The organism is Nocardioides turkmenicus (assembly GCF_011045035.1).
Taxonomy (GTDB): Bacteria; Actinomycetota; Actinomycetes; order Propionibacteriales; family Nocardioidaceae; genus Nocardioides; species Nocardioides turkmenicus.
This window is the reverse complement of sequence record NZ_JAALAA010000002.1, coordinates 107,053-131,409: the sequence shown is the minus strand read 5'-3', so window position 1 is coordinate 131,409 and position 24,357 is coordinate 107,053. Positions and strand designations below refer to the sequence as shown.

Sequence of the window (24,357 nt, the reverse complement as noted above, 5' to 3'; positions counted from 1 at the left end):
AGGTAAGTGGGCCTCAGGGCTGAGCCTGCGGGGCTGGCAAGCCGTGTAGCCGGTGACTCGGAGCTCGCTGGGCGTGTTCGCAGTAGGTCAAGCAGGCAGGCTGATGCCTCGGAGTACGTCCACCTGAATGATCCCGTCAGCCGCACGAGCGAGCTTCGCATCGCTGGTCAGCAGCGGTAGGTCGAGCTCGTCGGCGAGGCTGACGAACAGTGCGTCGTACATCCTGAGCATCTTCGATGCCGCCAGTCGGGCGGCGCGCTCGAGGCGATCGGCTCCGGTCTGGTGAACGGTGACACCGAGATCGTCGATGATGCGGACCGCGGCGGCGAACTCGTCCTCCGAGAGCAAGTTGGCCAGGAGACCCTTCTTTCGCAGGACCCCGGCGACCTCGACCCTCGCGAAGTCGACCGTCGCAGCGGTGATCGTCTCATTGACCAGGGCTTCCTGGATCTCTCGCGCATGCTCGAAACCGTCTTGGTCGACGAACCAGCGAATGAAGACGCCCGTGTCGACCACGTAGACGTCAGCCACGGTCGCCAGTGCGCAACGCGTCGATTTCTTCGTCCACCCCGGTGACACCAGCCATCCGCTGCTGGACCGTCTTGAGCGTCGCGACTGCTTGAGCGCGTCGCTCATCACGCCGGATCAACTGCAGCACGGGGGCCAGCTGCTCTTCCGGCAGCCGATCCACCAGCTGGTGGAGCTCATCCCTCATTGCGCTCATGCTCCTAGTGTAGGCCGCCGCGACCGCCATGGGGCGGATCATGATTGCGGGGGGATCGCGGACGCGATCTAGGAGACGGCGATCGATCAGGGCGTACGCAGGTGACGACTCAGCGGCGCAGGAGGCCGCGGAGCGACCTGCGGCGCGGCTGTGCCGCTTCCCTGCGACGGGCACGGGCCGCCTCGACCTCCTCCTGGATCTCCTCCGGGATCGTGTGGAGGCCCTGCATGACCAGCTTCACGACCTGCATGACCTCGTCACCGGGGATGGAGGCGTAGTCGCCGATGTTGTAGTCGGGGAAGGTGCTCTGCTCGATCATCGCGGTGAAGTCGAAGCCGCCGAGCTTGCCGATGAGGAGGTTGTCCTCGCGGTAGTCGTCGAGGAGCTCCTGGCGGAACTCGGGGGTCATGTAGACCGCGCTGGTGTTGTTCCAGCCGAGCTGGGTGGTCAGGGTGACGAAGTCGCCGCGGATCATCTGGATCCACCTCAGCCGGGTGGCCTTCCAGGAGTCGGCGCCGCGGAGCCGGCCGCGCATCGGCGCCGCCGCCACGATCGGAGCCAGGTGGCGCGCGGTCTCGACGGTCCGCCAGCCGGATCCGACGTTGGTCGCGCCGGCCCCGTTGCCCTGGAGAGGGAGCTCGCAGGTGCTGAGGAAGTCAGCGACGGCGTTGCCGTCGCGCAGCTCCTTGCGGATGAACGGGCGGAGCCGGAGGTCGACGCCCGGGATGGCGGTGGTGATGGTGTCCGCGAACTGGCCGTAGTGGAGGAAGCTCATGTCGAGCGGCGACCACTCCCGGAAGTCCTCGAAGGGCAGGTCGACCAGCTCGGCGTGCTCGGGCCGCATGACCATCAGCCGCTCGACGTAGAAGGCGTTGTAGAACGTGGCCTGGTCGCGTACGTAGTGGACCCAGCGGACCTGCGCACCCGCCTGGCGCGCGTACTCGCCGATCGCGCTGATGTGCTCGGGCTTGAGCAGCGAGAACGCCTCGCACGAGATCACCGTGGTCTCGGCGGTGCCCGAGGCGATCGACTCGACGAGCTGCTCCCACGTGCCGAGGGCGGGGGAGAAGAGCACCTCGCCGAGCAGCTGGGAGTAGAGGTTCTGGTGCTGGATGCTGTGCTCGCCGCGGCCGATCGTCGGATAGGCCACCTCGGGCGGCAGGCTCCCCTCGCGACTTGCGCGTGCCAGGAAGGTCTGGATCGCCGTGCTCCCGGTCTTGAAGGTGCCGGAATGGACGATCAGAGTCTTCTGCATGGAACGCTCCCCATGTCGCTGCTGGAACGGAAGGGTGCGACATCCCCTGTGTGTACGGATCCTACTTGCCGAGGCTCACTGGCCGAGCTTCTTCTGCTCGATCTGAGCATTGATCTCGACCAGCTCGGGATGGTCCTCCAGCAGTGCGACGAGGCCGTGTGTGTCGAGACGGTGCGCGTCGTGGTCCTCGATGAGGGTCCTCAGCAGCCGCAGGTCCTCGGGGGTGTCCAGGGTGATCCGGTACGCCGAGGCGTCCCGCTCCCACGGGAGGTTGAGCTTGGGCCGGATGCTGTCGGTGTAGAGCCACGGGGTGACGTGCTCGCGGTGGGGCTGCTCGGTCGCGAGCCGGTCGGCATCGAGCAGCGCCGTGGCCGAGAAGACCTCGAAGTCGAGCCCGCGCGGGTAGGTGCGCTCCAGGGCGTTGCTGGCATAGAGCGCGGGGTCGTCGGCGGCGACCCAGGCGTCGATGCCGCGGCGTACTACCTCGCCGTCGATGAGCGGGCAGTCGCTGGTCACCCGGACGACGACATCGGGCCGGAACTCCCGCACCGCCAGCGCGAAGCGGGAGAGCACGTCGTGCTCGCTGCCGCGTACGACCCCGGCACCGAGCTTGTCGGCCAGCACGGCGACCGGGTCGTCGTCGGCGTTGGTGGTCGTCGCGACGATCACGGGGAGTCCGGCCGCGGTGAGACGGGCGAGGTGGTGCTCGAGCATCGTGACGCCCGCCGCTTCCAGCAGCACCTTGCCGGGGAGGCGGGTGCTGGTCATCCGGGCCTGGGTGACGACAGCGGTCTTCACAGGATCCCGATCAGCGTCTCGACGACCTGGTCGACCTGGTCGTCGGTCAGGTCGGGGAACAGCGGCAGCGAGAGCTCCTCGGCGTAGAAGGCCTCCGCGTTCGGGCACATCCCGCGCCGGTAGCCCAGGTCGGCGTAGACCGGGTGCCAGTAGACCGGGATGTAGTTGACCTGTACGCCGATCCCGGACGCCCGCATCTTCTCGAAGACCTCGCGTCGCCGGTCCTCGAGGATGCGGACGGGGTAGAGGTGCCAGGCCGGGTCGACGCCGTCGCGCCGGGCCGGCAGCCGCAGCCCGTCGACGCCGGCGAGGGCCGCGTCGTAGCGGGCGGTGATCTCCGTACGTCGCTGCTTGAACCCGGCGAGCCGCTTGAGCTGGGAGAGGCCGAAGGCGCACTGCAGGTCGGTGAGCCGGTAGTTGAGCCCGAACTCGTGGACCTCCTGGTGCCACGGCCCCTCGTCCTCGATCCGGAACCGGTCGGGGTCGCGCATCAGGCCGACGAAGTGGAACTCGTGGGCCCGCTGGGCGACGGCCGGGTCCTTGGCCACGACGGCACCGCCCTCGGCGGTGGTGAGGTTCTTGGTCGGGAAGAACGACAGCGTGGTCAGGTCGGCCAGGTCGCCGACCGGGCGCCCGCCGGAGAGCCCGCCGATCGAATGTGCCGCGTCGGCCAGGGTCAGCGCACCGACCCGGTCGGCGATCGGCTGCAGCGCGGCGTAGTCGGCCGGGTGACCCGCGTAGTCGACGGCGGCGACGACCTTGGTGCGGTCCGTGACAAGGGCGTCGACGGCGGCCGGGTCGATCAGGGCGGTGTCCTCCTCGACATCGGCGAAGACGACCTTCGCGCCGAGCAGCGAGGCGCTGGAGGCGGTCGCGACGAACGTCATCGGCGTGGTGACGACCTCGTCGCCGGCACCCACCCCGGCCGCGGCGTAGGCGATGTGGAGCGCGGCGGTGCCGGAGGTGCACGAGATCGCCCGGTGCCCGCCGACCAGGTCGGAGAGCGCCTCCTCGAACGCCGTGACCGTCGGCCCGGTGGTGAGCCAGTCGCCACGCAGGACCGCGGTGACTGCCTCGATGTCTTCCTCGGAGACCGACTGGCGGCCGTAAGGGAGCATGCTCAGATCCCCGACTCCAGCACCTGACGGAGGTCGTCGGCGTCGTACCAGATGTCGTTCTTGTCGGAGGCGCAGTGGAAGCCATCGGGGACCGGCACGGCGTCCATGATCGGCTTGTAGCCCCACTGCGGGTTCTCCGGCTCGATCACGTAGTACTTGCCGTCGCGGATGCTGACCGCGCGGCGGCCCTCCTCGGGGCTGATCATCTCCTCGTGGAGCTTCTCGCCAGGGCGGAGCCCGATGTCGACGAAGCTCGCGTCGGGAGCGACCGCCTTCGCCAGGTCGACGACCTTGTGGGAGGGGATGTGGGGCACGAGCAGCTCACCGCCCTGCATCAGCTCGAAGGTGTCGAGCACCATCTGCACCGCCTGCGGCAGCGTGATCAGGAACCGGGTGCACCGCATGTCGGTGATCCCGAGCGGCTCGCCCCGCTCGGCCATCGCCTTCCACTTCGGGATGATCGAGCCGCGGGAGCCGGTCACGTTGCCGTAGCGCACCACGGAGAAGCGGGTGTCGTACGAGGAGGCGTAGTTGTTGCCGAGGATGAAGATCTTGTCGGCGGTCAGCTTGGTCGCGCCGTAGAGGTTGATCGGCGAGGAGGCCTTGTCGGTCGAGAGGGCGACGACCTTCTTGACGCCGGCGTCGATGGAGGCCTCGACGACGTTCTGCGAGCCCAGGACGTTGGTCTTGATGAACTCGAAGGGGTTGTACTCCCCGGTGTCGACCTGCTTGAGCGCCGCGGCGTGGACGACGTAGTCGACGTCGTGGAGCGCCCGGTGGAGACGGTCGCGGTCGCGGATGTCGCCGATGAACCAGCGAAGTCTCGGGTCGTTGCCGAACAGTTGGCGGCACTCGTACTGCTTCAGCTCGTCACGCGAGAAGACGATCACGCGCCTCGGGTTGAGGTGGTCCAGGACGTGGCGGATGAACGCCTTCCCGAACGAGCCGGTCCCACCGGTGACCAGGACGCTGGCGCCGTCGAGAGGGTGGGGGGTCGGGAGGGGGGATTCGTGGACGTCCGATTTGGGCACGGTCAAGGGGATGCTCTCTAGTGTGAACCTCATCTGGAGCGCCAACGATGTGGCAACAAAAAGGTGACACGCGCCGTTCCGCCAGAAGGGATGAATCGAGAGGTTGGGCCGACATGACCATGAGTCCTTGGGACCTACGTCATCTGGTGGCGATGGTGTGCGACGCAGGTCCCGATGTCGGGGTCGGACACGTCATGCGTTGCCTGGCGCTGGGGGAGGAACTGGTCGCCCGAGGCGTACGTGTCGTGATGGTCGCGAATCTCGACCGGGTTCCGTGGGCGGCGGAGCAGGTGAGGCGGCGTGGGATCGAGAGCGTAGCGCCGGGGCCGGGCGACGTCCTCGACGTTCTGGTCCGTCTCGAGCCGACCTCGGTGGTGGTGGACTCCTATCTCCTTCCTGCCTCGGTCTATGCCTTGGTGCGGGACCGCTGGCCGTTGCTGGCGCTCACCGACGGCGACCCTCGCGGGCGGGCCGCCGACCTCTACCTCGACCAGAACCTCGGCGCTGAGACCTCCGCCTGGGAGCTCGCCGCGGGGTCCCAGCATCTCGGCGGGCTCACCTACGCCCAGCAGCGACGCGACATCGTCCGGCAGCGGCCGAGCGCGCCCAAGACCGCCCGCGAGGAGCACACGCCGCTGCGGGTGCTGGCGTTCTTCGGTGGCACGGACGCCTTCGGGGTGTCCCCGCGGGTCGCCCGCCTGGTCGCGGAGACCGGGGTCCCCGTGGAGCTGACCGTCATCGTGGCCACCCCGGAGCTGGCCGAGTCGGTCTCCGCCGTCGCACCGGCCCCGGGGCAGGTCATCGACATGATCGGGCCGACCGACACCCTTGCCGAGCTCGTCGCCGACGCCGACGTGGTGCTCAGCGCCGCGGGGACATCCGCCTGGGAGCTCTTCTGCCTCGGCGCGGCGGTCGGGTTCGTCTGTGTCGCCGACAACCAGCAGGACGCGTACGTCCGGATGGACGAGGACGGGCTGGCCGTCGGAATCGCGACCCTGGCTGAGCTCGACGCCGATCCCGAGGATGCCCTGGCCCAGCTGGCTGCGCTCCTGGGTGACGTACGTCTGCGGGAGCGGCTGCGCGCCGCCTGCTGGGCCACGGTCGACGGCCGGGGCCCGGCCCGCGTCGCCGACGCGCTCCTGGCCCTCGAGCTTGATCGGGTCTAGACCAGATCCCAGCTGAGCGGCGTCCCGGCCGGTACGTCCTGGGTGAAGGTGCGGCCGAAGACGATGTCGACGTCGGCCGGCGGCAGCCCGTCGGCAGGGCGGACGGAGCGTACGTTGTCCGGTCCGACCTTCTCCCCGGCACGTACGTCGCGGGTGACGAACAGCGAGCGACGGAACCGCAGGCCCTCGCGCTCGGCCGACTTCGGGCCGATCCGGGCCTCGCCGAGCGCCTGCCACGCGATCTTCGTCTCGCTGACCAGCGAGGCGAACTCGTCCGGCTCCAGGGAGAAGTCGGAGTCGACGGCACCGTCCGCGCGGGAGAGCGTGATGTGCTTCTCGATCACGCAGGCGCCCAGGGCGACGGCCGCGACCGAGGCGCCGATACCGAGGGTGTGGTCGGAGAGGCCGACCGCGACGTCGAGGCCGTCGCGCAGCACCGGGATCCCGCGGAGGTTGGAGGCCTCCGGGGGAGCGGGGTAGGACGCGGTGCAGGCCAGCACGACGAGGTCCTCGTTGCCCGTCGCCCGCGCGGTGCGCACCGCTGCGTCGATCTCGGCGAGCGTCGCCGTGCCGGTGGAGATGATCGTCGGCAGCCCGGTCCCGGCGATCGCCCGGACCAGCGGCAGGTCGGTGATCTCGGAGGAGGCCGACTTCAGCATCGGGACCCCCAGCCCGACGAGGAAGTCGACCGCGGTCGGGTCGAAGGCGGCAGAGAACGGGACCATGCCCAGCTCCGAAGCCAGCGCGAAGATCGGCTCGTGCCACTCCCACGGCGTGTGCGCCTCCTCGTAGAGCTCGTGGAGGCGGCGGTTGGGCCACAGCGGGTGGTCGGCCGAGAGCCGGAAGGCGGGGGTGTCGACGTCCAGGGTGATGGTGTCGGCGGTGTAGGTCTGGATCTTCAGCGCGTGCGCGCCGGCCTCGCCCGCGGCGCGGACGATGTCGAGCGCCCGCTCCAGGTCGCCCCCGTGGTTGCCGGACATCTCCGCGATCACGAACGGCTCGTGGCCGGGACCGATCAGCCGGTCTCCCACGGCGATCTCGTGGTGGGTCATCACTGCTCCTTGCCAGAACGTCGAGTGGGTCGGTCGTCGCGGTGCAGCCGGACCGGGATGGCGGTCACGGAGGTGTCGCCGACGGTCTGCTCGTAAGGCTCGCCCTCGGTGAACCCGAGGCGGCGGTTCATGGTGCGTACCGCCTCGTTGTGGGGGAGCACCTCGCCTTCGAGCAGGTCGACGTCGAGGCCGTCGGGCTCCGGAGCGAAGGCGTACGCCACGGCCTCCCGCATCACCTTGGCCCATGCGATCAGCGCGGTGCCGTCGGCGGCGGTGCCGTCGTGGTCGAGGTAGAACCCCCAGGACGCCGACCGGGCGACGGGATCGTGGTCGAAGAAGGTCACCACGCCGAGCGGGCGGGCGGCGTACTCGAACATGAGCACCCGCCGGGTCGGGTCCTGGCTGACCCGCGACCACCAGGCCGCGTGCTCCTCGGCGGTGATCACGTGCTGGTGGATGCTCACCGACCGGTTCGCCTCCTGGTTGCGCCACGCCAGCATGCTCGGCAGGTCGGCGTCGGTCGCCCGTCGTAACATCGGTCTCCTCAGACGTCAGGGGTTGCGCCCTGACGTTATATGGTCCGAGGCCATGGAGACTCTTGACCGACCGGCGGTCCGCAAGCTGATGGGCGAGGTCCTCGCCGTGCAGGGGAAGACCCTGCCCGATGACGACACCGCGAAGCTGGCCGACATCGGCTTCCGCTCCCTCGACTTCTCCGAGCTCGCGCTCCGTGTCGAGGACGAGATCGGCGACGAGCTCAACTTCGAGGCGGCCGGTCTCCGCTCGATCGAGACGATCGGTGACGTGCTCGACCTGCTCGTGGAGATCCAGGGGCAGTGATCGCCGGCAACCTCGTCGTCGACGCCCGGACGGGGAGGCGCACGACCTGGGGCGAGCTCGCCCAGCGGTCGGCGCCACGCTCGGCGCCGACCGCCCACGTGGTGGAGCACAGCGTCGACGCGCTGCCTGCGGTCACTGCGCTGGAGGACGGCGGAGAGATGCTCGTCGTCGCCTCCGCACGGCTCGACGAGTCGCTCGCCGAGGAGCTGCGCGCGGCCGGCTTCGACCTGGCTGCAGGCGACGACGTCCGGGCGGCGACCAGCCCGCGCGCGGCCGAGGACGGCCGGGTCTGGCTGCTCACCTCCGGGTCGACCGGCCGGCCCAAGCGGGTCGGCCACACCCTGGCCTCGCTCTCGACCGTGACCGGCGAGCTGGCGCCGCGCACCTGGCTGTGCCCCTACTCGCCCGGGACGTACGCCTGGTGGCAGGTGATCACCCTCGGCCTGGGCGTGCCCGGCCAGGACCTGGTGCTCGTCGACCCGGCCGACCTCGACGACTGGGTGACGCCCGCGCTCGAGCACGGCGTCACCGCGGTCTCCGGCACCCCGACGTTCTGGCGGCGTACGCTGATGCGCCACGGCCCTGAGCTGGGCAAGCTTCCGCTCCAGCAGGTCACGCTCGGCGGCGAGCCGGTCGACCAGGCGGTCTTGTCGCAGCTCAGCGTGGCTTTTCCGGACGCGCGGGTCTCCTGGATCTACGCGTCCTCCGAGGTCGGTGCCTCGATCGTCGTCCACGACGGCCGCGCCGGGTTCCCGGAGGAGTGGCTCGACCGCGACGTCCCCGGTCGGCCGCGGCTGTCGGTCGTCGACGGTGAGCTGGTGATCACCTCGCCCCACCACGGCACCGACGCCTCGGGCGCCGAGATGGCCGGCGCCGTACGCACCGGAGATGCCGCCCGGATCGAGGACGGCCGTGTGCTCGTCACCGGTCGCCTGGACCGCGACGAGCTCAACGTCGGCGGCTCGAAAGTGTCCGCCGGGTCGGTCCGGGATCTGCTGCAGTCCCACCCCGACGTCGCCTGGGCCTCCGTACGCGGCCGGAAGGCGCCTCTCGTCGGCACCATGGTCGTCGCCGACGTCGTCGCCGGCCAGGGGGCGACCGTGAGCGCCGACGACCTGACCCGATGGGCGGCCGAGCGGCTGCCCGAGTACGCCGTGCCCCGCCGTATCAAGATGCTCGCCGAGATCCCGGCCAAGGAGACGCTGAAGAGCGATGTCTGATTTCCAACCCGTTCCGCCGGCCTCCGTCGTGCTGGTCTCCGGTGCCTCGCGGGGCCTCGGCCTCGCGATCGTCACCGACCTGCTCGAGCGGGGCGTGAAGGTCGCGGCCTTCGCGCGCACGGTGACCCCGGAGCTCGACCGACTGGCCGAGAAGTATCCCGAGGCCACCCACTTCGGATCGGTCGACGTGACCGACGAGAAGGCGGCCCAGGCGTTCGTCAAGGAGGTCGAGGCGAAGCTCGGCGTCATCGACGGGCTGGTCAACAACGCCGCGATCGGGCAGGACTCGCTGCACGTCCACACCTCCTCGGACCGCATCGCCCAGATCATCGAGACCAACCTGACCGCGCCCCTCGTGCTCACCCGGTTCGTGCTGCGCCGCCTGATCGGCAAGGGCCTGAAGGGCCGGGTCGTCAACGTGACCTCGATCTGCGGCCAGCGCGGCTACCAGGGCCTGGTGGCCTACTCGGCCACCAAGGGCGGTCTCGACGCGGCGACCCGCTCGCTGGCCCGTGAGCTCGGTGGCCGGGTGCTGGCCAACGCGGTCGCTCCGGGGTTCTTCGCCTCGGAGATGTCCGCGGTGCTCGGCGCGAACCAGCTCGAGTCGATCGCCCGACGTACGCCCTCGGGTGCGATGACCACGCCCGAGGACGTCGTCCCGACCGTGCGGATGCTGCTGCTCGAGCAGACCAACATCAACGGCCAGTCGATCGTCATCGACGGCGGCGGCTCGATCTGATGCACCCCAGCCCGCTCCGCGTCGGCAGCGACCATGAGCTCGCCGGCTACCGCGCCCGCAGCCACCTCCACGACGGCCGGGTGGTCGCCTGGACGGGTTCCGACGACGTCCCGGTGGCGATCGACGCCGAGGTGGAGCGTACGGTCCCGGTGGCTCTGGCGCGGCGGTTCGGCGCGGCGGGGTTCTGGGAGCGGTGGACCCGGGCGGAGTGCCTGGCGAAGCTCACCGGCCGCGGGGTCCTCGACCTGGTGGACCTGATGGCCGGCGGCCCCGATGAGGGCGCTGCCGGGGTGTGCCTGAGCACCGTACGGCTGCCCGACGGCATCGTCGTCTCGATCGGCAGGCTGGCCTCTGATCACTCCGGGGGTATCGGCCGGAGTGCGGGAGAACGTTCGTGCGCCTGTAACCTCTGGGTTCGATCAGATTCGCGGGGACGTCGTCTTCGGCGTGCCCGAACCGAGAGGGAATGTGCATGGGTCAGGGAATCGTCGACGTCCTGCGTCGCGCCGAACGAAGGATGCCGCAAGGCATCCGTCGACTGGCTCGTGACGCCGGGCATCGCGTTCTCGGCCACGAGCGCGGACCGCTGGTCTCGGTCGTGGTGACGGTCACCGACCAGGACAAGCAGTATCTGAACGAGTCCCTCCTCTCGGTGCGCGAGCAGACCCATACGACGCTCGACATCCTCATCGCCCCCTACGGCCAGGCCGGCGTGGTGAGCGACCAGGTCCTCGCCGACCTCCCCGACGACTACCGGCTGCGGCTGCTGGAGACCTCGGCGACGCAGGCCGAGGCCCGTGACCGCGGCGGTCGTGCCGCGCGCGGCGACTACGTCTGCTTCCTGCTCGCCGCCGACCTCCTCACCCCGAACGCGATGCGTACGCTGGTCACCTCGCTCGAGCAGAGCGGCTCCGACCTCGCGGTCGGACGCATCGAGAGCCGCCAGCGGCTCTCCCCACCGGTGGTGCCGGCCTACGACCTCGTCCACGCTGAGAACCGCTCCGGCCTCACCCTGGACGAGTTCCCCGTCGCGCTGAGCGACGTCGGGGTGAGCAACCGGCTCTTCCGCACCTCCTTCTGGCGCCAGAACGGCTTCAGCTTCGGTGGCCGTGGCGGCGCCGCCGCGGTCGGGTTCGACGGCTACCTGAAGGCCAACCGCTTCGACGTGGTCACGGCGCCGGTGTGCGTCGACATGGACCGCGCCGACGGCACCCCGGTCGAGCAGCTCCACGACCAGACCCTCGGCATGGAGGAGTGGATCGAGCAGACCCGCTCGACCTGGGTCGCGATCGGTGAGCTCGCCTCCGACCTGCGCGACCACTGGGCGCTCGGCGAGCTGGCCAGCCGCGCCAACACCATCCTCGGTGACGTCGAGCGGATGAGTGCCGAGCAGTGGACCGCCCTGCGCGACCTCGTCGTCGAGATCGAGCGCGACGTCTCCCCGGAGGTGTGGCTCAAGCTCCCGGTCGAGGTGCGGGCACGGCTGACCTACCTCCTCGCCGACCAGCGGGAGGAGCTGACCGCGTTCGTCGCGTCGCGCTGGTTCGAGCGCGGCAACCTGCGCACGCAGGTCGCCGGCGGCCAGGTGCACGGGATCTTCCCCGACACCGACCTGCCCGAGGCCGTGACGACGCTCAACGTGCACGAGACGCCGGCCCGGGTGCTGGTGCGTGACGTACGCCCGCTCGACTCCGACCGGGTCGAGGTCGACCTGGTGGCGCGGATCGAGCTGGTCGACCTCGCCGAGAAGACTCCGGTCATCACCGCGCGTCTGGTGCCGGACCTGGTCGACATGGACGACGAGGACGGCTTCGCGAGCGATCCCGACGAGGTGCTCCCCGACCCCATCGAGCTCACGGTGACGCCGCGCTACGACGCGCAGGCCAACATGACCGTCGGCCACAAGTACCAGGACTACCGCCCGGGCGGGTGCCGCACCGAGGTCGACCTGACCCGGCTGACCGCCGGCCGCTGGCACCTCGAGGTCACCGTCGACGTCGACGGCGTCGTCCGCACCACCAGCGAGGTCCAGATCGACACCCGCGGCCCGGCGGGCAACCTGGCGACCCGCTACCGGCCCCGTGTCCACACCTCCGCCGGCCTGTCCGTCGCCTGCGACCGGTTCAACGACCAGCTCAGCTTCCGCGCCGTCCCGACGATGCCCACCTCGCTGGAGCGGGCGGAGGTCGACGGCCGCACCGTCACCCTGACCCTGGCCGGCGACCTGCCGCGGGTCGTGCGGGCGATCGGCGGCGGCGTACGCATCGAGGCGCCGGTCCGCGACGGCAAGGTCGCGCTCGACCTGCCTGCCCACGGGGCCGTCGAGCCCGGCGCGCCCGCCGCCTGGCGGCTGGAGACCGTCCACGACGGCGGCTCGGGCCGGATCATCTGGACCGACCCGGTCGGGACGCCGTGGACCGGCGAGCGCGGGGGCAGCGTGCTCGCCTCCCGCGACGGCCGTGGATTCGCGCAGATCATCGAGGTGGCCGACACCGTGGCGCTCGACCGCGTCGAGCTCGGCGAGAGCCGCATCACCGTGCGCGGCCAGTGGCTCAGCACGGTCCCGAAGCACGCCCGGCTCACCCTCGCCGGCTCGCGGCACCGCGAGACCGTCAAGATCGACACCGGCTCCCCCGAGTTCGAGGTGGTCTTCTCGCTGCGCTGGGACGAGTGGGGCCTGGGCGAGACCGTCCTGCCGAGCGGCGTCTACCAGTTCCAGCTCACCTGCGGCGCCAACCGCACCGGCAACGTACGCCACACCACCGCGTTCCTCGAGCACCAGGCGGAGTTCCAGGTCAACGACGAGGTCCGGCTTCGTCCGGTCAACGGCAACGGCCCCGGGATCACCCTGCAGCCGCCGATCCCCGTCGACCACGCCGGCAGCTACGCCCACAACCTCGCCCGCGAGCGCGTGCTGGCCGCCGAGGAGCCGATCGACGAGTCCGCGGTCTACCTCTCGACCTACGCCGGCTCGACCGCCACCGACTCCCAGCTCGCGATCCACGAGCACCTGCGCCGCACCCGCCCTGATCTGACGCTCTACTGGGGCATCGCCGACCACGCCTCCCGGGTGCCCGAGGGCGGCGTCCCGGTCGTGCTGCAGAGCCCGGAGTGGTACCGCGTCATCGGCACCGCGAAATACCTGGTGCAGAACATCGACTTCGACCGTTGGTGGCACAAGCGCGAGGGGCAGCGGTTCCTGCAGACCTTCCACGGCTACCCCGCCAAGTCGATGGGCCTGCGGATGTGGCGCGCGAAGATGTTCTCGCCGCTGCGCTGTGAGGCCGAGCTCGACCGGACGACAGCCGGCTGGGACCTGATCCTCATCCCGACGCCGGAGATGGACCGCTACTACCGCGAGGAGTACGCCTACGACGGCCCGATCCACAGCGAGGGCTACCCGCGCGACGACGCCCTGGTGGGCCCGTCGGCGGAGGAGGACCGCGAGCGTACGCGCAACCTGCTCGGCATCGGCTCCGACCAGAAGGTGATCCTCTACGCCCCGACGTGGCGCGACCACCTGGCGCTCAACTACCGCTCGGCGAAGATGGTCGAGCACCTCGACGTGGTCGCGGCCAGCGAGGCGCTGGGCGACGAGTACGTCATCCTGCTGCGCGGCCACCGGTTCAACTCCAAGGGGAGCGAGCGCAGCGAGCGCACCGCCCGGATCATCGACGTCACCGACTACCCGGAGATCAACGACCTGATCCTGGCCTCCGACGCGGCGGTGCTCGACTACTCCAGCCTGCGCTTCGACTTCGCTCTCACCGGGCGGCCGATGGTCTTCCTGGTGCCCGACCTGTCCGACTACACCGGCGGCATCCGCGGCTTCCTCTACGACTACGCCGACACCGCCCCCGGGCCGATGCTCGACACCGCCGAGGAGGTCGTCGCGGCCCTGTCCGACCTGGACCGCCTCGCGGCCGACTACCGCGAGCAGATCGCGGCGTTCAACGCGAAGTACCAGTACACCCAGGACGGGAAGGCGACCGAGCGGGTCGTCGAGGCCTTCTTCGACAAGCCCTGAGGGCCTTCGACAGTCGCACGAGCGCAAGCCTGCCCGTTCTCAAGGACTCATGCTGACGTCCGGGCATATTCCATCTGGCGGCACGATTCAAGCCTGACGCGCGGAGCGCCTCTGCTCTTTTGCGGATGTTTCTTCAATTGTGGTTGCGGCCATATGCCCGAGGGGCTATCTGTTTGGTGACGGCTTCACGGCATCGGGTCGTGTCGCTTGGCCCCCGGAGGCTGCTGTGAAGCATTATCTGGTTCGTCGGCTGGTGCCGATGGTTGTCATCGCTGTTGGTGTTTCCCTGGGGTCGGTCGTTTCGACCGATATTGGCCTGGCCGGGCGGGCGTCAGCGGTTCCTGTTCAGTCTTCGAAGGCGCTGACCGCGCCGCCCCCTGCGGTAGCTGCGGAGTCTTCGCGTACGGCTGCGTCGTTGCGGTCGATCCAGGAGGCTGATCGGCGCCAGGCCGACAAGCGGGGGTCTGGGAAGCCGTACCGGGTACGTGAGTTGACCGGCGAGCGTGGCGAGTCCTCGTCTTCGTACCTGATGTCGGATGGCACGACCCAGATGGTGTTGTCGACGTCGCCGGTGCACTATAGGTCGTCGGCGAAGGGCAAGTGGCAGCCGATCGAGACCGAGGTCGAGCCCGGGACTGGCGCGACGGCGTTCGTGAACACGACGAACGTGTTCGAGACCCGTTTCGGGGAGTCCCGCGGAGATCTGGCGTCGCTGACCGGCGATGGCTGGTCGGTCAGCCTGGGCGCGACCGGCTCGGATGGCAAGTTGGCACCGAAGGCGAAGGGCTCGCGGGTCACGGTCGCCGACGTGTTCGGCGATGCCGATCTAGACTATTCGGTGGGCGCGGGGGTGTTAAAGGAGGACATCGTTCTCCCCAACGCGACGGCCGTGCCCGCTGCCGGTTTCACGTTCACGCTGGACACCAAGGGCCTCGTCGCCAAGCCACTCGCCGACGGCAAGGGCGCTGGGGAGGCCGAAGGTGGTCCGATCGGCCTGTTCACGAGCGAGAAGGCGAAGCGGCCACGGCTGGTGCTGCCGGCACCGTTTATGGTCGACGGCGCCGAGAAGCGGTCGGAGGCGGTCTCCCAGGTGCTGGGCGAGACCACGGATGGTGTCACGACGGTGACGATCAACCCCGACACGGACTGGCTCGGGGCCAAGGACCGACGTTTCCCGGTCCGGGTCGACCCCACGATCGTGTACGCCCCGGATGCCGTCGATGGCAAGGATGCGGCGATCTATTCGGGTGACAATGATGCACGCCCGGCGGACCCGACCATCCCGATCGGCCGAGCCAACGGGGGTATATGGCGAGGGTTGTTCCAGTTCGACACCTCGGCGATCCCGGCAGGCTCGACGGTCTACGGGGCGCAGTTGCGGCTGTACATGTCGGCGCCGCACACCAACCAGGGGTCTCCGGTCAAGATGAATGCCTACCCGATCGAGAAGTCGTGGGAGGAGACCACCGCGACGTGGGCCACGATGGGGACCGATGGTCATGACGAGACCCCGCCGAGGGTCTCGGAGCCGTTGCACTACAACTGGTTCACCGTCGATGACGGTGATGCAGGGGCGACCTCGTTCACCGGGCCGTGGAAGGAGATCTCCGACCCCGAGACGTGGGGTAGGAGCTTTTCTTCGCCGACCTCGGGCACCACACCGGACACGTTCGACTGGAACGCGAAGCTGCCGTGGTCAGGCTGGTTCGACGTCGACGCGCGGGTGCCCCCGCGGACCGGTCAGGGAAGCCCGACCTACCAGGTCACCGGCGATCAGCTCCCGGCGGTCTCGACGACGGTGAACCAGACCACCGGCGGCTTGTACAAGTCGCTGTCGAAGAATCAGCACTTCTCTCCGGGCGCGACCGCACAGGTGCGGCTGACGCGTCAGTCCGGGTCCGGTGCACCAGCCACGACGCCGATGGCGGATGCGATTCGGTGGATGGAGTACGCAACCGCGACCAAGGGCGCGACCCAGTACGACGCCTGGCACAGCTACGGGCTGGGGTCGATGGTCCAGAAGTGGGTCGACTCACCTGCAGAGAACTTCGGGGTGTTGGTCAAGGCCGAGAACGAGGATCCGGCCACCGCATCACTGGGCGGGCCCCAGTACCACTCCTCTGATGCCACCTTCGCCAGCGAGGGCGACACTCGGCCCCAGTTGGTGGTCGTTCTGGGGACACCTGGCCCGACCCAGGATGTCCCGACCACGGTGCATGCAGACGGCCCGGAGCTGTCGTGGTCGCAGGCCAACGACATCACCTACTCCGAGAACGACGATGTCGTCGAGTACCAGATCTTCCGCGGCTGTGTGTCCCTGCCGCAGGCAGCCTGCACGACACCGGTGGGGGAGGACTTCACCACCGAGTACGCCCGTAACGGGGCCTTGGAACTGGTTGGCACCGTACCCGCCGACACCACCACGTTCCGTGACGACACTGCAGTGGCCTCGACTGCGACCGAGAAGGCGACCTACCGCTACTGGGTGGTCGCACGTTCCGTCGCGGATCTTCGGGCACCATCTGAGGGGAGCGCGGCGGAGGAGGGCCGCGATGGCACGGCCGCGGCGGCCCCGCAGACCGTCGAGATCCCCCGGGAGGGCCGGATCGCCAGGATCTTCACCGCCAGTCGTACCGGCGGCCCGGGCGGTGATGTCGCAGACACGACCCTCTCGGCGGCGAAGCCGACCACGAACCTTCCCAACCCGGACGAGATCACTAAGGGGGACCGGACCTGGGTCCAGGTCGGCAACAACCACTGGAACTACGGCGATGAGCGCGCCGTGTTCGGGTTCGACACCTCCACGATCAAGCGCGGGGTCAAGGTCACCTCTGCCTCCTTCGAGCTGTGGAAGTCGAGTGGGCAGGGGACAGCCTCGACCTATGACCTGCACGAGCTGACCCGTGGGTTCATCGAGGACGAGGCGACCTGGGAACGTGCCTCAACCGCTGGCGCGTGGTCGACGCCAGGTGGCGACTACAAGGCCACCGCGGCGGCCTCCGCGTCGCTGAACAACGACCCCGACCGGGTGGCGTTCAACACCACCGGGTTGAAGTCGACCGTCCAGGGCTGGATCGATGGCGCCGCCGGTGCCCCGAACGGGTTGTTGCTGAAGATCCGCGACGAGGGGCCCTCCACGCACCGGGTCTGGTTCCTCAACAGCGAAGGGGCCGAGCCGAGCCTGCGGCCGCGGCTGCGAGTGGAGCACCTGGTGAAGAACGACGACCAGGTCTTCGAGGCCCCCACGATGCCGGAACGGTTCGTGCCAGGCACGATCACCAGGGTGCCGGTCACGGTCACCAACACCACCGACACCACTTGGCCCTCCAGCCTGGAGCTGACCTACCGGTGGACCCTGCCTGACGCCGAGAAGGACGAGACTGACGAGGGCGACCGGCTCGAGGTCGCGCTCGGCCGGGCGCTGGATCCGGGGGAGTCGGTCGAGGTGACGCTGCCCGTCCGCACCCCGATCCAGTCCGACACCGGCAGCAAACGGCTGGCCTACGACCTTTACTTGGACCTGCGCAACACCGCCGATGGCGCGTGGTGGTCGACGGCGCATCAGTACAAGCCGGGCGGCACCGAGAACTCGACCCCAGGGTGCGCGATGGCGACCAACGGGCTGCTGTGCCAGGACCGGTACGTGGAGAACCCGACCTCGAACGTGCTGGGCTTGGAGAAGTTCGGCACCTACGCGGGCGAGGAGAGCGGCGCCGGATCCCAAATCCTCACGAACCTGTCCTCCGGCAACGTGACCTGGTCCTATGAGCCGATCTCGAACCCGTCGATCGGCCCCTCAGCGTTCGTCCGGATCGCCTACAACAGCATGGATGTCTCCGACGCCGGCGCCGGCTGGGGTGTTTCGGTCCAACCCGCCACCCTGCTTCGGCTCGGATCCAGGCTCTCGGTGCCATCGGGCGGATCGACGAACAACCTGATGACGTTCGTCGATGGCGATGGCACCACCCACGTCTACAAGCTCAACGACAACACGAGCACCCCGAACCGACTGGAGTACGACCGGCCTGCCGGCGTTGCGTTGAAACTGCACCGCGACACCGCAGCGGATACCGCACATCAGTGGGTCTTCACCCGTCCCGACGGCACCCGGTTCTTCGTCTCCCAAGAAACCGGGCTGCAGACCAGCGTCGTCGACACCTTCGGCAACGAGCTCACCTTTACCTATGACGCCCAGAACCGGCTCACCAGTGTGACCGACTCTCTGAACCGCACGGTTTTGACCTTGAACTGGGATACCGATGGTCTGACCTCGATCACCGATATCGCCGGGCAGCGGCTCGGGTTCAGCTACAGCGACTCCCACCAGCTCACCGGCCTGTCGGACACCGCTGCGCCGGTCGAAGGCGTCCCTACAGCACCGGTCAAGCGATTCGGGTTCGCCTACTCCGCGACCTCAACCAACGGCAACGCGCTGTTGACCAGCGTCACCGACCCGCGGAACAACACCTCCCAGATCGACTACTACACCTCCACGGAGAACTCTGCCTACGCCAACTGGCCCCAGACCTTCACCGATCGTCGCAGCAAGACCACCGGTTTCACCTACTCCGATCCCGACTCTTCAGAGGGCAAGGACACTGTCGCGGTCGTTACTGACCACAACGCGACTACCGGTAGCCCAGGGAACACGGTCACGACCTACCGCTCCGACGGGTATGGCCGCACCACCCAGATCACCGACTCTCTCCAGCAGACCACCAAGCTCGGCTGGGACCGCGACCACAACGTGATCCGCCTCGAGGAAGCCAACGGCGCGGTCTCGACCTGGGAGTACGACCTTCTCACTGGCTACCCGACAAAGGTCCGGGACGCGGAGGCCGTCAAGAACGGCAGAGCCGCCACTCGCCTGCACTACCAGGAACTCCCAAACGCCCCCGGCGCCCCCACGATCCTGACCGAGAAGATCTCGCCCGCGGGCCGCACCTGGAAGTTCACCCACGACCCTGCCACCGCCGCCTTGAAGACGGTGACCAACCCGCTCCAGCACACCACCAGCTACGCCTACAACACCGATGGCACCCTCGCCACGGTCACGGACGCGAAAAACCAGGTCACCACCTACAACGCCTATGACGAGTCCGGGATGCCACTCACGGTCACCGACGCACTCGGCAAGGTCTCCCGGTTCACCTACGACAAGCGCGGCAACACCCTGACCGCCACCGACCCGCTGACCAACAAGTCCACGGTCGCCTACGACGGGTTCGGCCGTCCCACCGCCGTCACGACACCAGGCGATGACAGCGGGGAGGGGTCCCCGACCAGCCGCCGCACCACCGCGACCGAGTACGACCTCAACGACAACACCACCACGACCACGGCCCCCAATGGCGCGGTCACCCGCACCGCTTACAACGCCACCGACCTCCCCACCCGGGTCGAACTGCCCGACAACAACACCACCGGCCGGGCCACCGAGGCCAAGTACGACGACCTGGGCCAGGTCATCGAGGAGACCGCCCCCGCCGGTGTGGCCACCACGACCGATCCCGACGACTTCGTCACCCGCTACACCTACGACAAGGTCGGCCAGCAGGTCCGGGTCCAGGTGCCCTTCGCGGACACTGATGGGACCAACAAGACCGCGACGACCCGGTTCTCCTACGACAAGGTGGGCAACCAGGTCGAGACGATCGATCCGGTCAAGAACGCGACCCCGATCGATTCGGACTACACCACCAAGGTCGGTTACGACCTTAACCACCGTCCGATCTCGGTCACGGACGCGAAGGGGTATGTCACCCGCACCGAGTACGACCCCGACGGCTTGGTCACTGCCACCATCGACCCGCGCGGCATCCGGGTCCGCAGGGTCTACGACACCGCTGGCCAGCTGATCGAGACCCACGTCCCCCACACTCCCTACGGCGCCAGTTCGGCACGTGACCAGGTCACCAAGACCACCTATGACCCGCTCGGTCAGGTCACCAAGACCACCAGCCCCACCGGCAGGGTCGCCGAAACTGTCTACGACGCCCTGGGCCGCGTGATCCAGACCAAGGCACCCCACAAGGCGGGCAACGCGACCTACCCGAACCCGGCCTCGACGTTCTACGAGTACGACGACGCAGGCAGGCTGACCAAACAGTCCCTGCCTACCTTCGCCAGCGAGAAACCGGCAGCGGCCAATCAGTGGACCAGCTATGAGCACTACCCGTCCGGTGAGATCAAGAAGTCGATCGATCCGTTTCAGCTGACCACCACCTACGCCTACAACGAGCTCGGCCAGCAGATCGAACGCTCTTTCTCCTCGGTCGGCAACGCCGGTGAAGACGGCACCACCCGCACCCAGACCAACACCTACCACCCCGACGGCTCCCTCAAGTCCCGATCCGAGGGCGGATCGAGGGCGCTGATCCAGAACTACGACAACGCCCACGGCTGGATCACCGACTCCACCGGCACCTGGGGCACCGTATCCGGGGGCACGAACACCTACGGCGCGAACTACCGCACCCACGCCGCTGCCGCCGCCGGCTCGGCGGGCGCGAGCGACACCTTCACCTGGAAGGTCACCCCCGAGGCCACCGACACCTACCAGGTCCGTGCCTCCTGCCCGGTCCGCACCGACACCTCCACCGCTGCCAAATACACGATCAACCACGCCGGCGGCGCCAGCACGGCGACCGCCAACCAGCGCACCTGCACCGCGGGCCAGAAGTGGGTATCGCTGGGCTCCTACCAGTTCACCGGCGCCACCACGAAGACCATCGTCCTCAAACCCTCCACTGACGGCGTCGTGGTCGCCGACAACATCCAGCTCGTCCCCACCGCGCCCGGGCCGTCGAAGGACTACACCTACGCCTACGACCGTAACGGACTCACCACCCGCGTCGACGACAAGACCCCCGGCGCGAAGACCAACGCGTATGAGACCACCTACGACGGCCTCGGCCGCGCTGCACTCACCCGCGAGCTCGCCGGAACCACCGAACGCCGCTCCACCGCCTACACCTACGACCTGAACTCCAACCTGACCAGCTCGAACGCGACCCGGCCGGCCGACGCCGACCAGACCGTCGGCAACATCGCCGCCTCCCGCTACACCGCCTACACCTACGACGTACGGGACATGGTCGCCACCGTCCGCACCGGCGCCACCCCGACCACAGCGACCTCGACCTACACCTACGAATACGACTCCCGCGGCCTGCCTACCTCCCTGACCAAACCCAACGGCAACCGAGTCGGATACTCCTTCTACGAAGACCGACTCCTGCGCACCACCGACGAACGCCGGAACGACGCGGGCGGCAACCAGGTCGTCGCCGCTCACACAGTCGACTACGACGCCGACGGGCAGAAGACCTACGATCTGGCCAAGCTCGACCAGCCCGGCTCCACCGGGACCCTGGACCAACGCTCCACCTTCGGCTACGCCCCCGGTGGGCAGGTCGCCTCAATCACCAAGACCGGCGCCGATAACGGCGAGAACGAGACCTACCAGTACGACGCCGCCGGCAACGTCATTGAACAGAAGATCGGCACCACGACCACGACCTTCACCTACGACCGCAACCGACTGGCGACCACGAAAGTCGGCGCAGCCGCCACCGCGACCAGCCGCTACGACGTTTACGGACGAATGATCTCGGTCGACCAGTCAAACGTTGTGCTCGAGCGATACGCCTACGACGGGTTCGACCGCACCACCCGTGAACAGCGTTTCGACACCGCCGGCGCGTTGCAGATCACCAAGAGTCAAACCTTCGACCCGTTCGATCGCACCACCACCCAGACCACCGCGATCACCGGGAAGCCCACCAAGTCGCTGCGGTTCACCTACCTCGGCACCAGCGAGCGGGTCGCTGTCGAGGAGGAGAAGAACACCCTCGGCGCATGGGAGGTTGCCAAGACCTACGCCTACGGCCCTGACGGATCCATGCTGCAGTTGACCGATCCTCAGGAGACGGACACCGCCAAGAAGACCCAGTACTACGGCACGAACCCGCGTGGTGACGTCGAGTCCCTGTCGAAGTCTGACGGCACCACCGAGTCCACCTACCGCTACACCGCCTACGGGCTTCCGGACAAGAAGGGAACGACGGGAGAAGACGCCTATTCCACCGCCCCTGCCGAGGCAGACCGACTGGCAGCCGACACCGAGGTCGTCAATCCCTACAGGTTCAGCAGCAAACGAATCCATGGCGGCACCGGGACCTACGACATCGGATTCCGCGACTACGACCCGGGGATCAACCGGTATCTGACCCGCGACCACTACAACGGTGCCCTCAACGACGTCGTCCTCGGGATGGACCCCTGGAGCGCCAACCGCTACGCCTATGCAGGCGGTAACCCGATCGGAATGATCGACCTCGACGGCCACCGACCTATCGACATCTACGGCAACGAACGCCCCGACCTCGACTCCCGTGTCACCCAGAAGTCCGCCGGTGTGGCCGACGACGAAGGCGACTTCGACGGCTGGGACAACGACGGCGGAGATTCCAACCCGACCTGCGGCTCGTTCGGAGTCACGGTATGCGGCAACCCCGACGGCACCCCCGGTGCTCAAGGGAGCCCGCAGGACATTCCTGCCGGCTTGGTTCGGAGCGTTGCCACGGTCGCAGACATGAACGCGCTCTACGCGCTGCTCGGGCTCACCCCTGGCGACGACACCGCCGACTGGTTCGATGACCTGATCAATGCCGATCGAGACAGCGGCGCCTATGGATTCGGCGAATTCGTCCTGCCCGGACTGCCCTTGATTTTCGTTCCCGGCGATGAGTTCGCTGGGCCTGCGAAGGTCGGAGCCCCAACACTGAAGACCACAAAAGCAGCCGCTGAGTCCTGCTCCTTCAGCGGTACCACGCTCGTGTTGATGGCCGACGGTTCGAAGAAGCCAATCGACGAGATCAGGCCAGGCGACGAGGTTCTGGCCACCGACCCTGAGACCGGGAAGCAGGGCGCCAAGAGAGTTGAGGGGACGATCAGGCACTGGGACCAGATGTCGGACTTGGTGCTCGAGGACGGCAGGACACTGACAACCACCGAAGACCACCCGTATTGGTCGGTCGACGATCAGCGGTTTGTGCGAGCTGATGAGCTCAGCGCTGGTGAGAGAGTCTTGACTGCCGACGGCCGTGCCGTCCGGGTTATAGGCCTGGAGCTGGCCACGGGGCGCGACGGTTGGGCGTACAACCTGTCCGTGGAGGGCATCCACACCTACCACGTTGGTGCCGACGAGGTTCTCGTGCACAATGTGTGCAAGGTCCGTGGCCTATGGAACTTGACTCGCGAAGGGTCGTCCGAGATCAAGAGGGGTGGTCCTTTCAAGACCACCTTCTACAAGAGCAAGTCGGACGGCACGTGGTGGACGCCGGACGTCACCGGTCATGGTGGATCCGCGTTCAAAGTCTACCGAGAGACGAGCACTGGGCTCGAGTGGTATCGCGACGCCGACCAGTACGGAGACTTCATGACCAACAAGTGGAAGGGCAGCACCGGCCGCTTCATCCCGTGGAACAACCTGCGAGGTGCTCGATGATGATTGCGACCGCTACTGAGTTGCTTGGTCTCCTAGCAGATGAATCCCCAGAATCCGTCAGGCGCATTCGTCATGACACGGCGCCCGCAGAGGTATGGCTCGAAGTGCTTCAGAGGGCCCCTGAGCACGCTGACACTGTGGCGCTGAATAAGGCACTGCCACTGACAGTTCTCAGGGTGCTGGCTAAGAGCGAAGACTCACGGGTACGGTTCGCCGTCGTTCAGAAGAAGCGATTGTCCTCAGACCTTCTGACGCAGTTGGCTACGGACCCCGACGAGGGAATCAGGCTGGCCGTTGCCGAGCATCGGAACACCGCCCAATCGACGCTCCGGACCCTTGCGACGGACTCGTGGGACCGCGTGCGCGATGCAGCGGAGCGTCGACTGGAGGATAAGTCAGGCTCGTGATCGTCGCGCGTGCTGGTGTCGGGCGACAGCAATCGGCCGCTGATCCCCCCAGCGGCACGGCGATGGCCGAACGACGTCTACGTACGGATGATCTCGGTCGACCAGTCCAATGTTGTGCTCGAGAGATACACACACGACCAGCTCAAACGCTTCAGGTGTGCTCTCCAAGCGGCTGCATCGGACTGCGTTGGAGGTTGCCCAGTCCGCTCGTCTTCACCAGCACGATCGACGCGACGAGGTGGCTGAGGTGCTGGAGACCGTTCGTACCGTTGGCGTCGCCTCGTGAGCCAGACCTCAGCGCTCGGACCGGCTGAGATTCTCGCGGCTGCCTAAGCCGGGTTGCCGGCTGTGGTTGCACAGGTGCTGAGTGCAGGCGAGAACCACGTCTACCGCCTCTGGGGCGGTGTGATCGCCAGGGTCTCCAAGCCCGGTCAAGAACAGGCTGCAAGCCGGGAGGTCTTGCTAGGTA

At 68.1% G+C, this 24,357-nt stretch carries 16 protein-coding genes; 8 read left to right on the top strand and 8 right to left on the bottom strand.

What is annotated here, in order from left to right:
* Positions 1–87: 87 nt before the first annotated feature.
* From G5C66_RS02760 to pseB, 6 genes are all read right to left on the bottom strand, one after another.
* On the bottom strand, positions 88–531 hold the full coding sequence (locus tag G5C66_RS02760; protein WP_165109434.1) for a PIN domain-containing protein: 444 nt from the start codon (positions 529–531) through the stop codon (positions 88–90).
* Entirely contained in the window at positions 524–724 is a 201-nt protein-coding gene (locus G5C66_RS02755) for a hypothetical protein (RefSeq protein WP_165109433.1), read from the bottom strand. Before G5C66_RS02755 ends, G5C66_RS02760 begins: the two co-directional genes overlap by 8 nt.
* Before the next feature lie 109 nt (positions 725–833).
* Complete coding sequence (locus G5C66_RS02750; protein ID WP_165109432.1) at positions 834–1,979, bottom strand: hypothetical protein; 1,146 nt, start codon at positions 1,977–1,979, stop codon at positions 834–836.
* A 75-nt stretch (positions 1,980–2,054) separates the two neighbouring features.
* Positions 2,055–2,777: a cytidylyltransferase domain-containing protein gene (locus tag G5C66_RS02745; protein ID WP_165109431.1), complete on the bottom strand. Its 723-nt coding sequence runs from the start codon at positions 2,775–2,777 to the stop codon at positions 2,055–2,057.
* Positions 2,774–3,895, bottom strand: coding sequence for a UDP-4-amino-4,6-dideoxy-N-acetyl-beta-L-altrosamine transaminase (pseC, locus tag G5C66_RS02740; RefSeq protein WP_165109430.1), 1,122 nt, complete (start codon positions 3,893–3,895; stop codon positions 2,774–2,776). The genes G5C66_RS02745 and pseC overlap by 4 nt, the downstream gene beginning before the upstream one ends.
* A gap of 2 nt (positions 3,896–3,897) precedes the next feature.
* Entirely contained in the window at positions 3,898–4,926 is a 1,029-nt protein-coding gene (pseB, locus tag G5C66_RS02735; RefSeq protein ID WP_165109636.1) for a UDP-N-acetylglucosamine 4,6-dehydratase (inverting), read from the bottom strand.
* Between the two features lie 113 nt (positions 4,927–5,039).
* Between pseB and G5C66_RS02730 the strand changes: the two genes are divergently transcribed.
* A complete protein-coding gene (locus G5C66_RS02730; RefSeq protein WP_165109429.1) occupies positions 5,040–6,092 on the top strand; it encodes a PseG/SpsG family protein in 1,053 nt (350 codons plus the stop codon).
* On the opposite strand, the gene pseI is transcribed toward G5C66_RS02730, so the two are convergent.
* Together pseI and G5C66_RS02720 are read right to left on the bottom strand one after the other, a co-directional pair.
* Positions 6,089–7,144, bottom strand: a complete 1,056-nt coding sequence (gene pseI, locus G5C66_RS02725) for a pseudaminic acid synthase (RefSeq protein ID WP_165109428.1) — start codon at positions 7,142–7,144, stop codon at positions 6,089–6,091. The two genes, G5C66_RS02730 and pseI, sit on opposite strands and share 4 nt — an antisense overlap.
* Positions 7,144–7,680, bottom strand: coding sequence for a GNAT family N-acetyltransferase (locus G5C66_RS02720; protein ID WP_165109427.1), 537 nt, complete (start codon positions 7,678–7,680; stop codon positions 7,144–7,146). Before G5C66_RS02720 ends, pseI begins: the two co-directional genes overlap by 1 nt.
* A 52-nt stretch (positions 7,681–7,732) precedes the next feature.
* On the opposite strand from G5C66_RS02720, the gene G5C66_RS02715 reads away from it, so the two are divergent.
* The 7 genes from G5C66_RS02715 (at position 7,733) to G5C66_RS27030 (ending at position 23,888) form a co-directional block, all read left to right on the top strand.
* Positions 7,733–7,984: a phosphopantetheine-binding protein gene (locus G5C66_RS02715; protein WP_165109426.1), complete on the top strand. Its 252-nt coding sequence runs from the start codon at positions 7,733–7,735 to the stop codon at positions 7,982–7,984.
* On the top strand, positions 7,981–9,204 hold the full coding sequence (locus G5C66_RS02710) for an AMP-binding protein (RefSeq protein ID WP_165109425.1): 1,224 nt from the start codon (positions 7,981–7,983) through the stop codon (positions 9,202–9,204). The genes G5C66_RS02715 and G5C66_RS02710 overlap by 4 nt, the downstream gene beginning before the upstream one ends.
* Positions 9,197–9,943: an SDR family NAD(P)-dependent oxidoreductase gene (locus tag G5C66_RS02705; protein WP_165109424.1), complete on the top strand. Its 747-nt coding sequence runs from the start codon at positions 9,197–9,199 to the stop codon at positions 9,941–9,943. Before G5C66_RS02710 ends, G5C66_RS02705 begins: the two co-directional genes overlap by 8 nt.
* Entirely contained in the window at positions 9,943–10,548 is a 606-nt protein-coding gene (locus tag G5C66_RS25755) for a hypothetical protein (RefSeq protein ID WP_241248170.1), read from the top strand. Before G5C66_RS02705 ends, G5C66_RS25755 begins: the two co-directional genes overlap by 1 nt.
* Positions 10,461–13,970 carry a bifunctional glycosyltransferase/CDP-glycerol:glycerophosphate glycerophosphotransferase gene (locus G5C66_RS02700; protein ID WP_241248190.1) on the top strand — a complete coding sequence of 1,170 codons (3,510 nt, stop codon included), beginning with the start codon at positions 10,461–10,463 and terminating at the stop codon, positions 13,968–13,970. The genes G5C66_RS25755 and G5C66_RS02700 overlap by 88 nt, the downstream gene beginning before the upstream one ends.
* A gap of 652 nt (positions 13,971–14,622) precedes the next feature.
* Positions 14,623–23,481, top strand: a complete 8,859-nt coding sequence (locus tag G5C66_RS26360; protein ID WP_165109422.1) for a DNRLRE domain-containing protein — start codon at positions 14,623–14,625, stop codon at positions 23,479–23,481.
* Entirely contained in the window at positions 23,478–23,888 is a 411-nt protein-coding gene (locus G5C66_RS27030; protein ID WP_420901726.1) for a hypothetical protein, read from the top strand. Before G5C66_RS26360 ends, G5C66_RS27030 begins: the two co-directional genes overlap by 4 nt.
* The last annotated feature ends 469 nt before the right edge of the window (positions 23,889–24,357 follow it).

What these genes read in the sequence shown, in the direction of transcription:
- G5C66_RS27030 (WP_420901726.1), top strand. Translation starts at nt 23,478, where the DNA reads ATGATGATTGCGACCGCTACTGAGTTGCTTGGTCTCCTAGCAGATGAA.
- G5C66_RS02715 (WP_165109426.1), top strand. Translation starts at nt 7,733, where the DNA reads ATGGAGACTCTTGACCGACCGGCGGTCCGCAAGCTGATGGGCGAGGTC.
- G5C66_RS02720 (WP_165109427.1), bottom strand. Translation starts at nt 7,680, where the DNA reads ATGTTACGACGGGCGACCGACGCCGACCTGCCGAGCATGCTGGCGTGG.
- G5C66_RS02750 (WP_165109432.1), bottom strand. Translation starts at nt 1,979, where the DNA reads ATGCAGAAGACTCTGATCGTCCATTCCGGCACCTTCAAGACCGGGAGC.
- G5C66_RS25755 (WP_241248170.1), top strand. Translation starts at nt 9,943, where the DNA reads ATGCACCCCAGCCCGCTCCGCGTCGGCAGCGACCATGAGCTCGCCGGC.
- G5C66_RS02730 (WP_165109429.1), top strand. Translation starts at nt 5,040, where the DNA reads ATGACCATGAGTCCTTGGGACCTACGTCATCTGGTGGCGATGGTGTGC.
- pseI (WP_165109428.1), bottom strand. Translation starts at nt 7,144, where the DNA reads ATGACCCACCACGAGATCGCCGTGGGAGACCGGCTGATCGGTCCCGGC.
- G5C66_RS02705 (WP_165109424.1), top strand. Translation starts at nt 9,197, where the DNA reads ATGTCTGATTTCCAACCCGTTCCGCCGGCCTCCGTCGTGCTGGTCTCC.
- G5C66_RS02700 (WP_241248190.1), top strand. Translation starts at nt 10,461, where the DNA reads ATGCCGCAAGGCATCCGTCGACTGGCTCGTGACGCCGGGCATCGCGTT.
- pseC (WP_165109430.1), bottom strand. Translation starts at nt 3,895, where the DNA reads ATGCTCCCTTACGGCCGCCAGTCGGTCTCCGAGGAAGACATCGAGGCA.
- G5C66_RS02755 (WP_165109433.1), bottom strand. Translation starts at nt 724, where the DNA reads ATGAGCGCAATGAGGGATGAGCTCCACCAGCTGGTGGATCGGCTGCCG.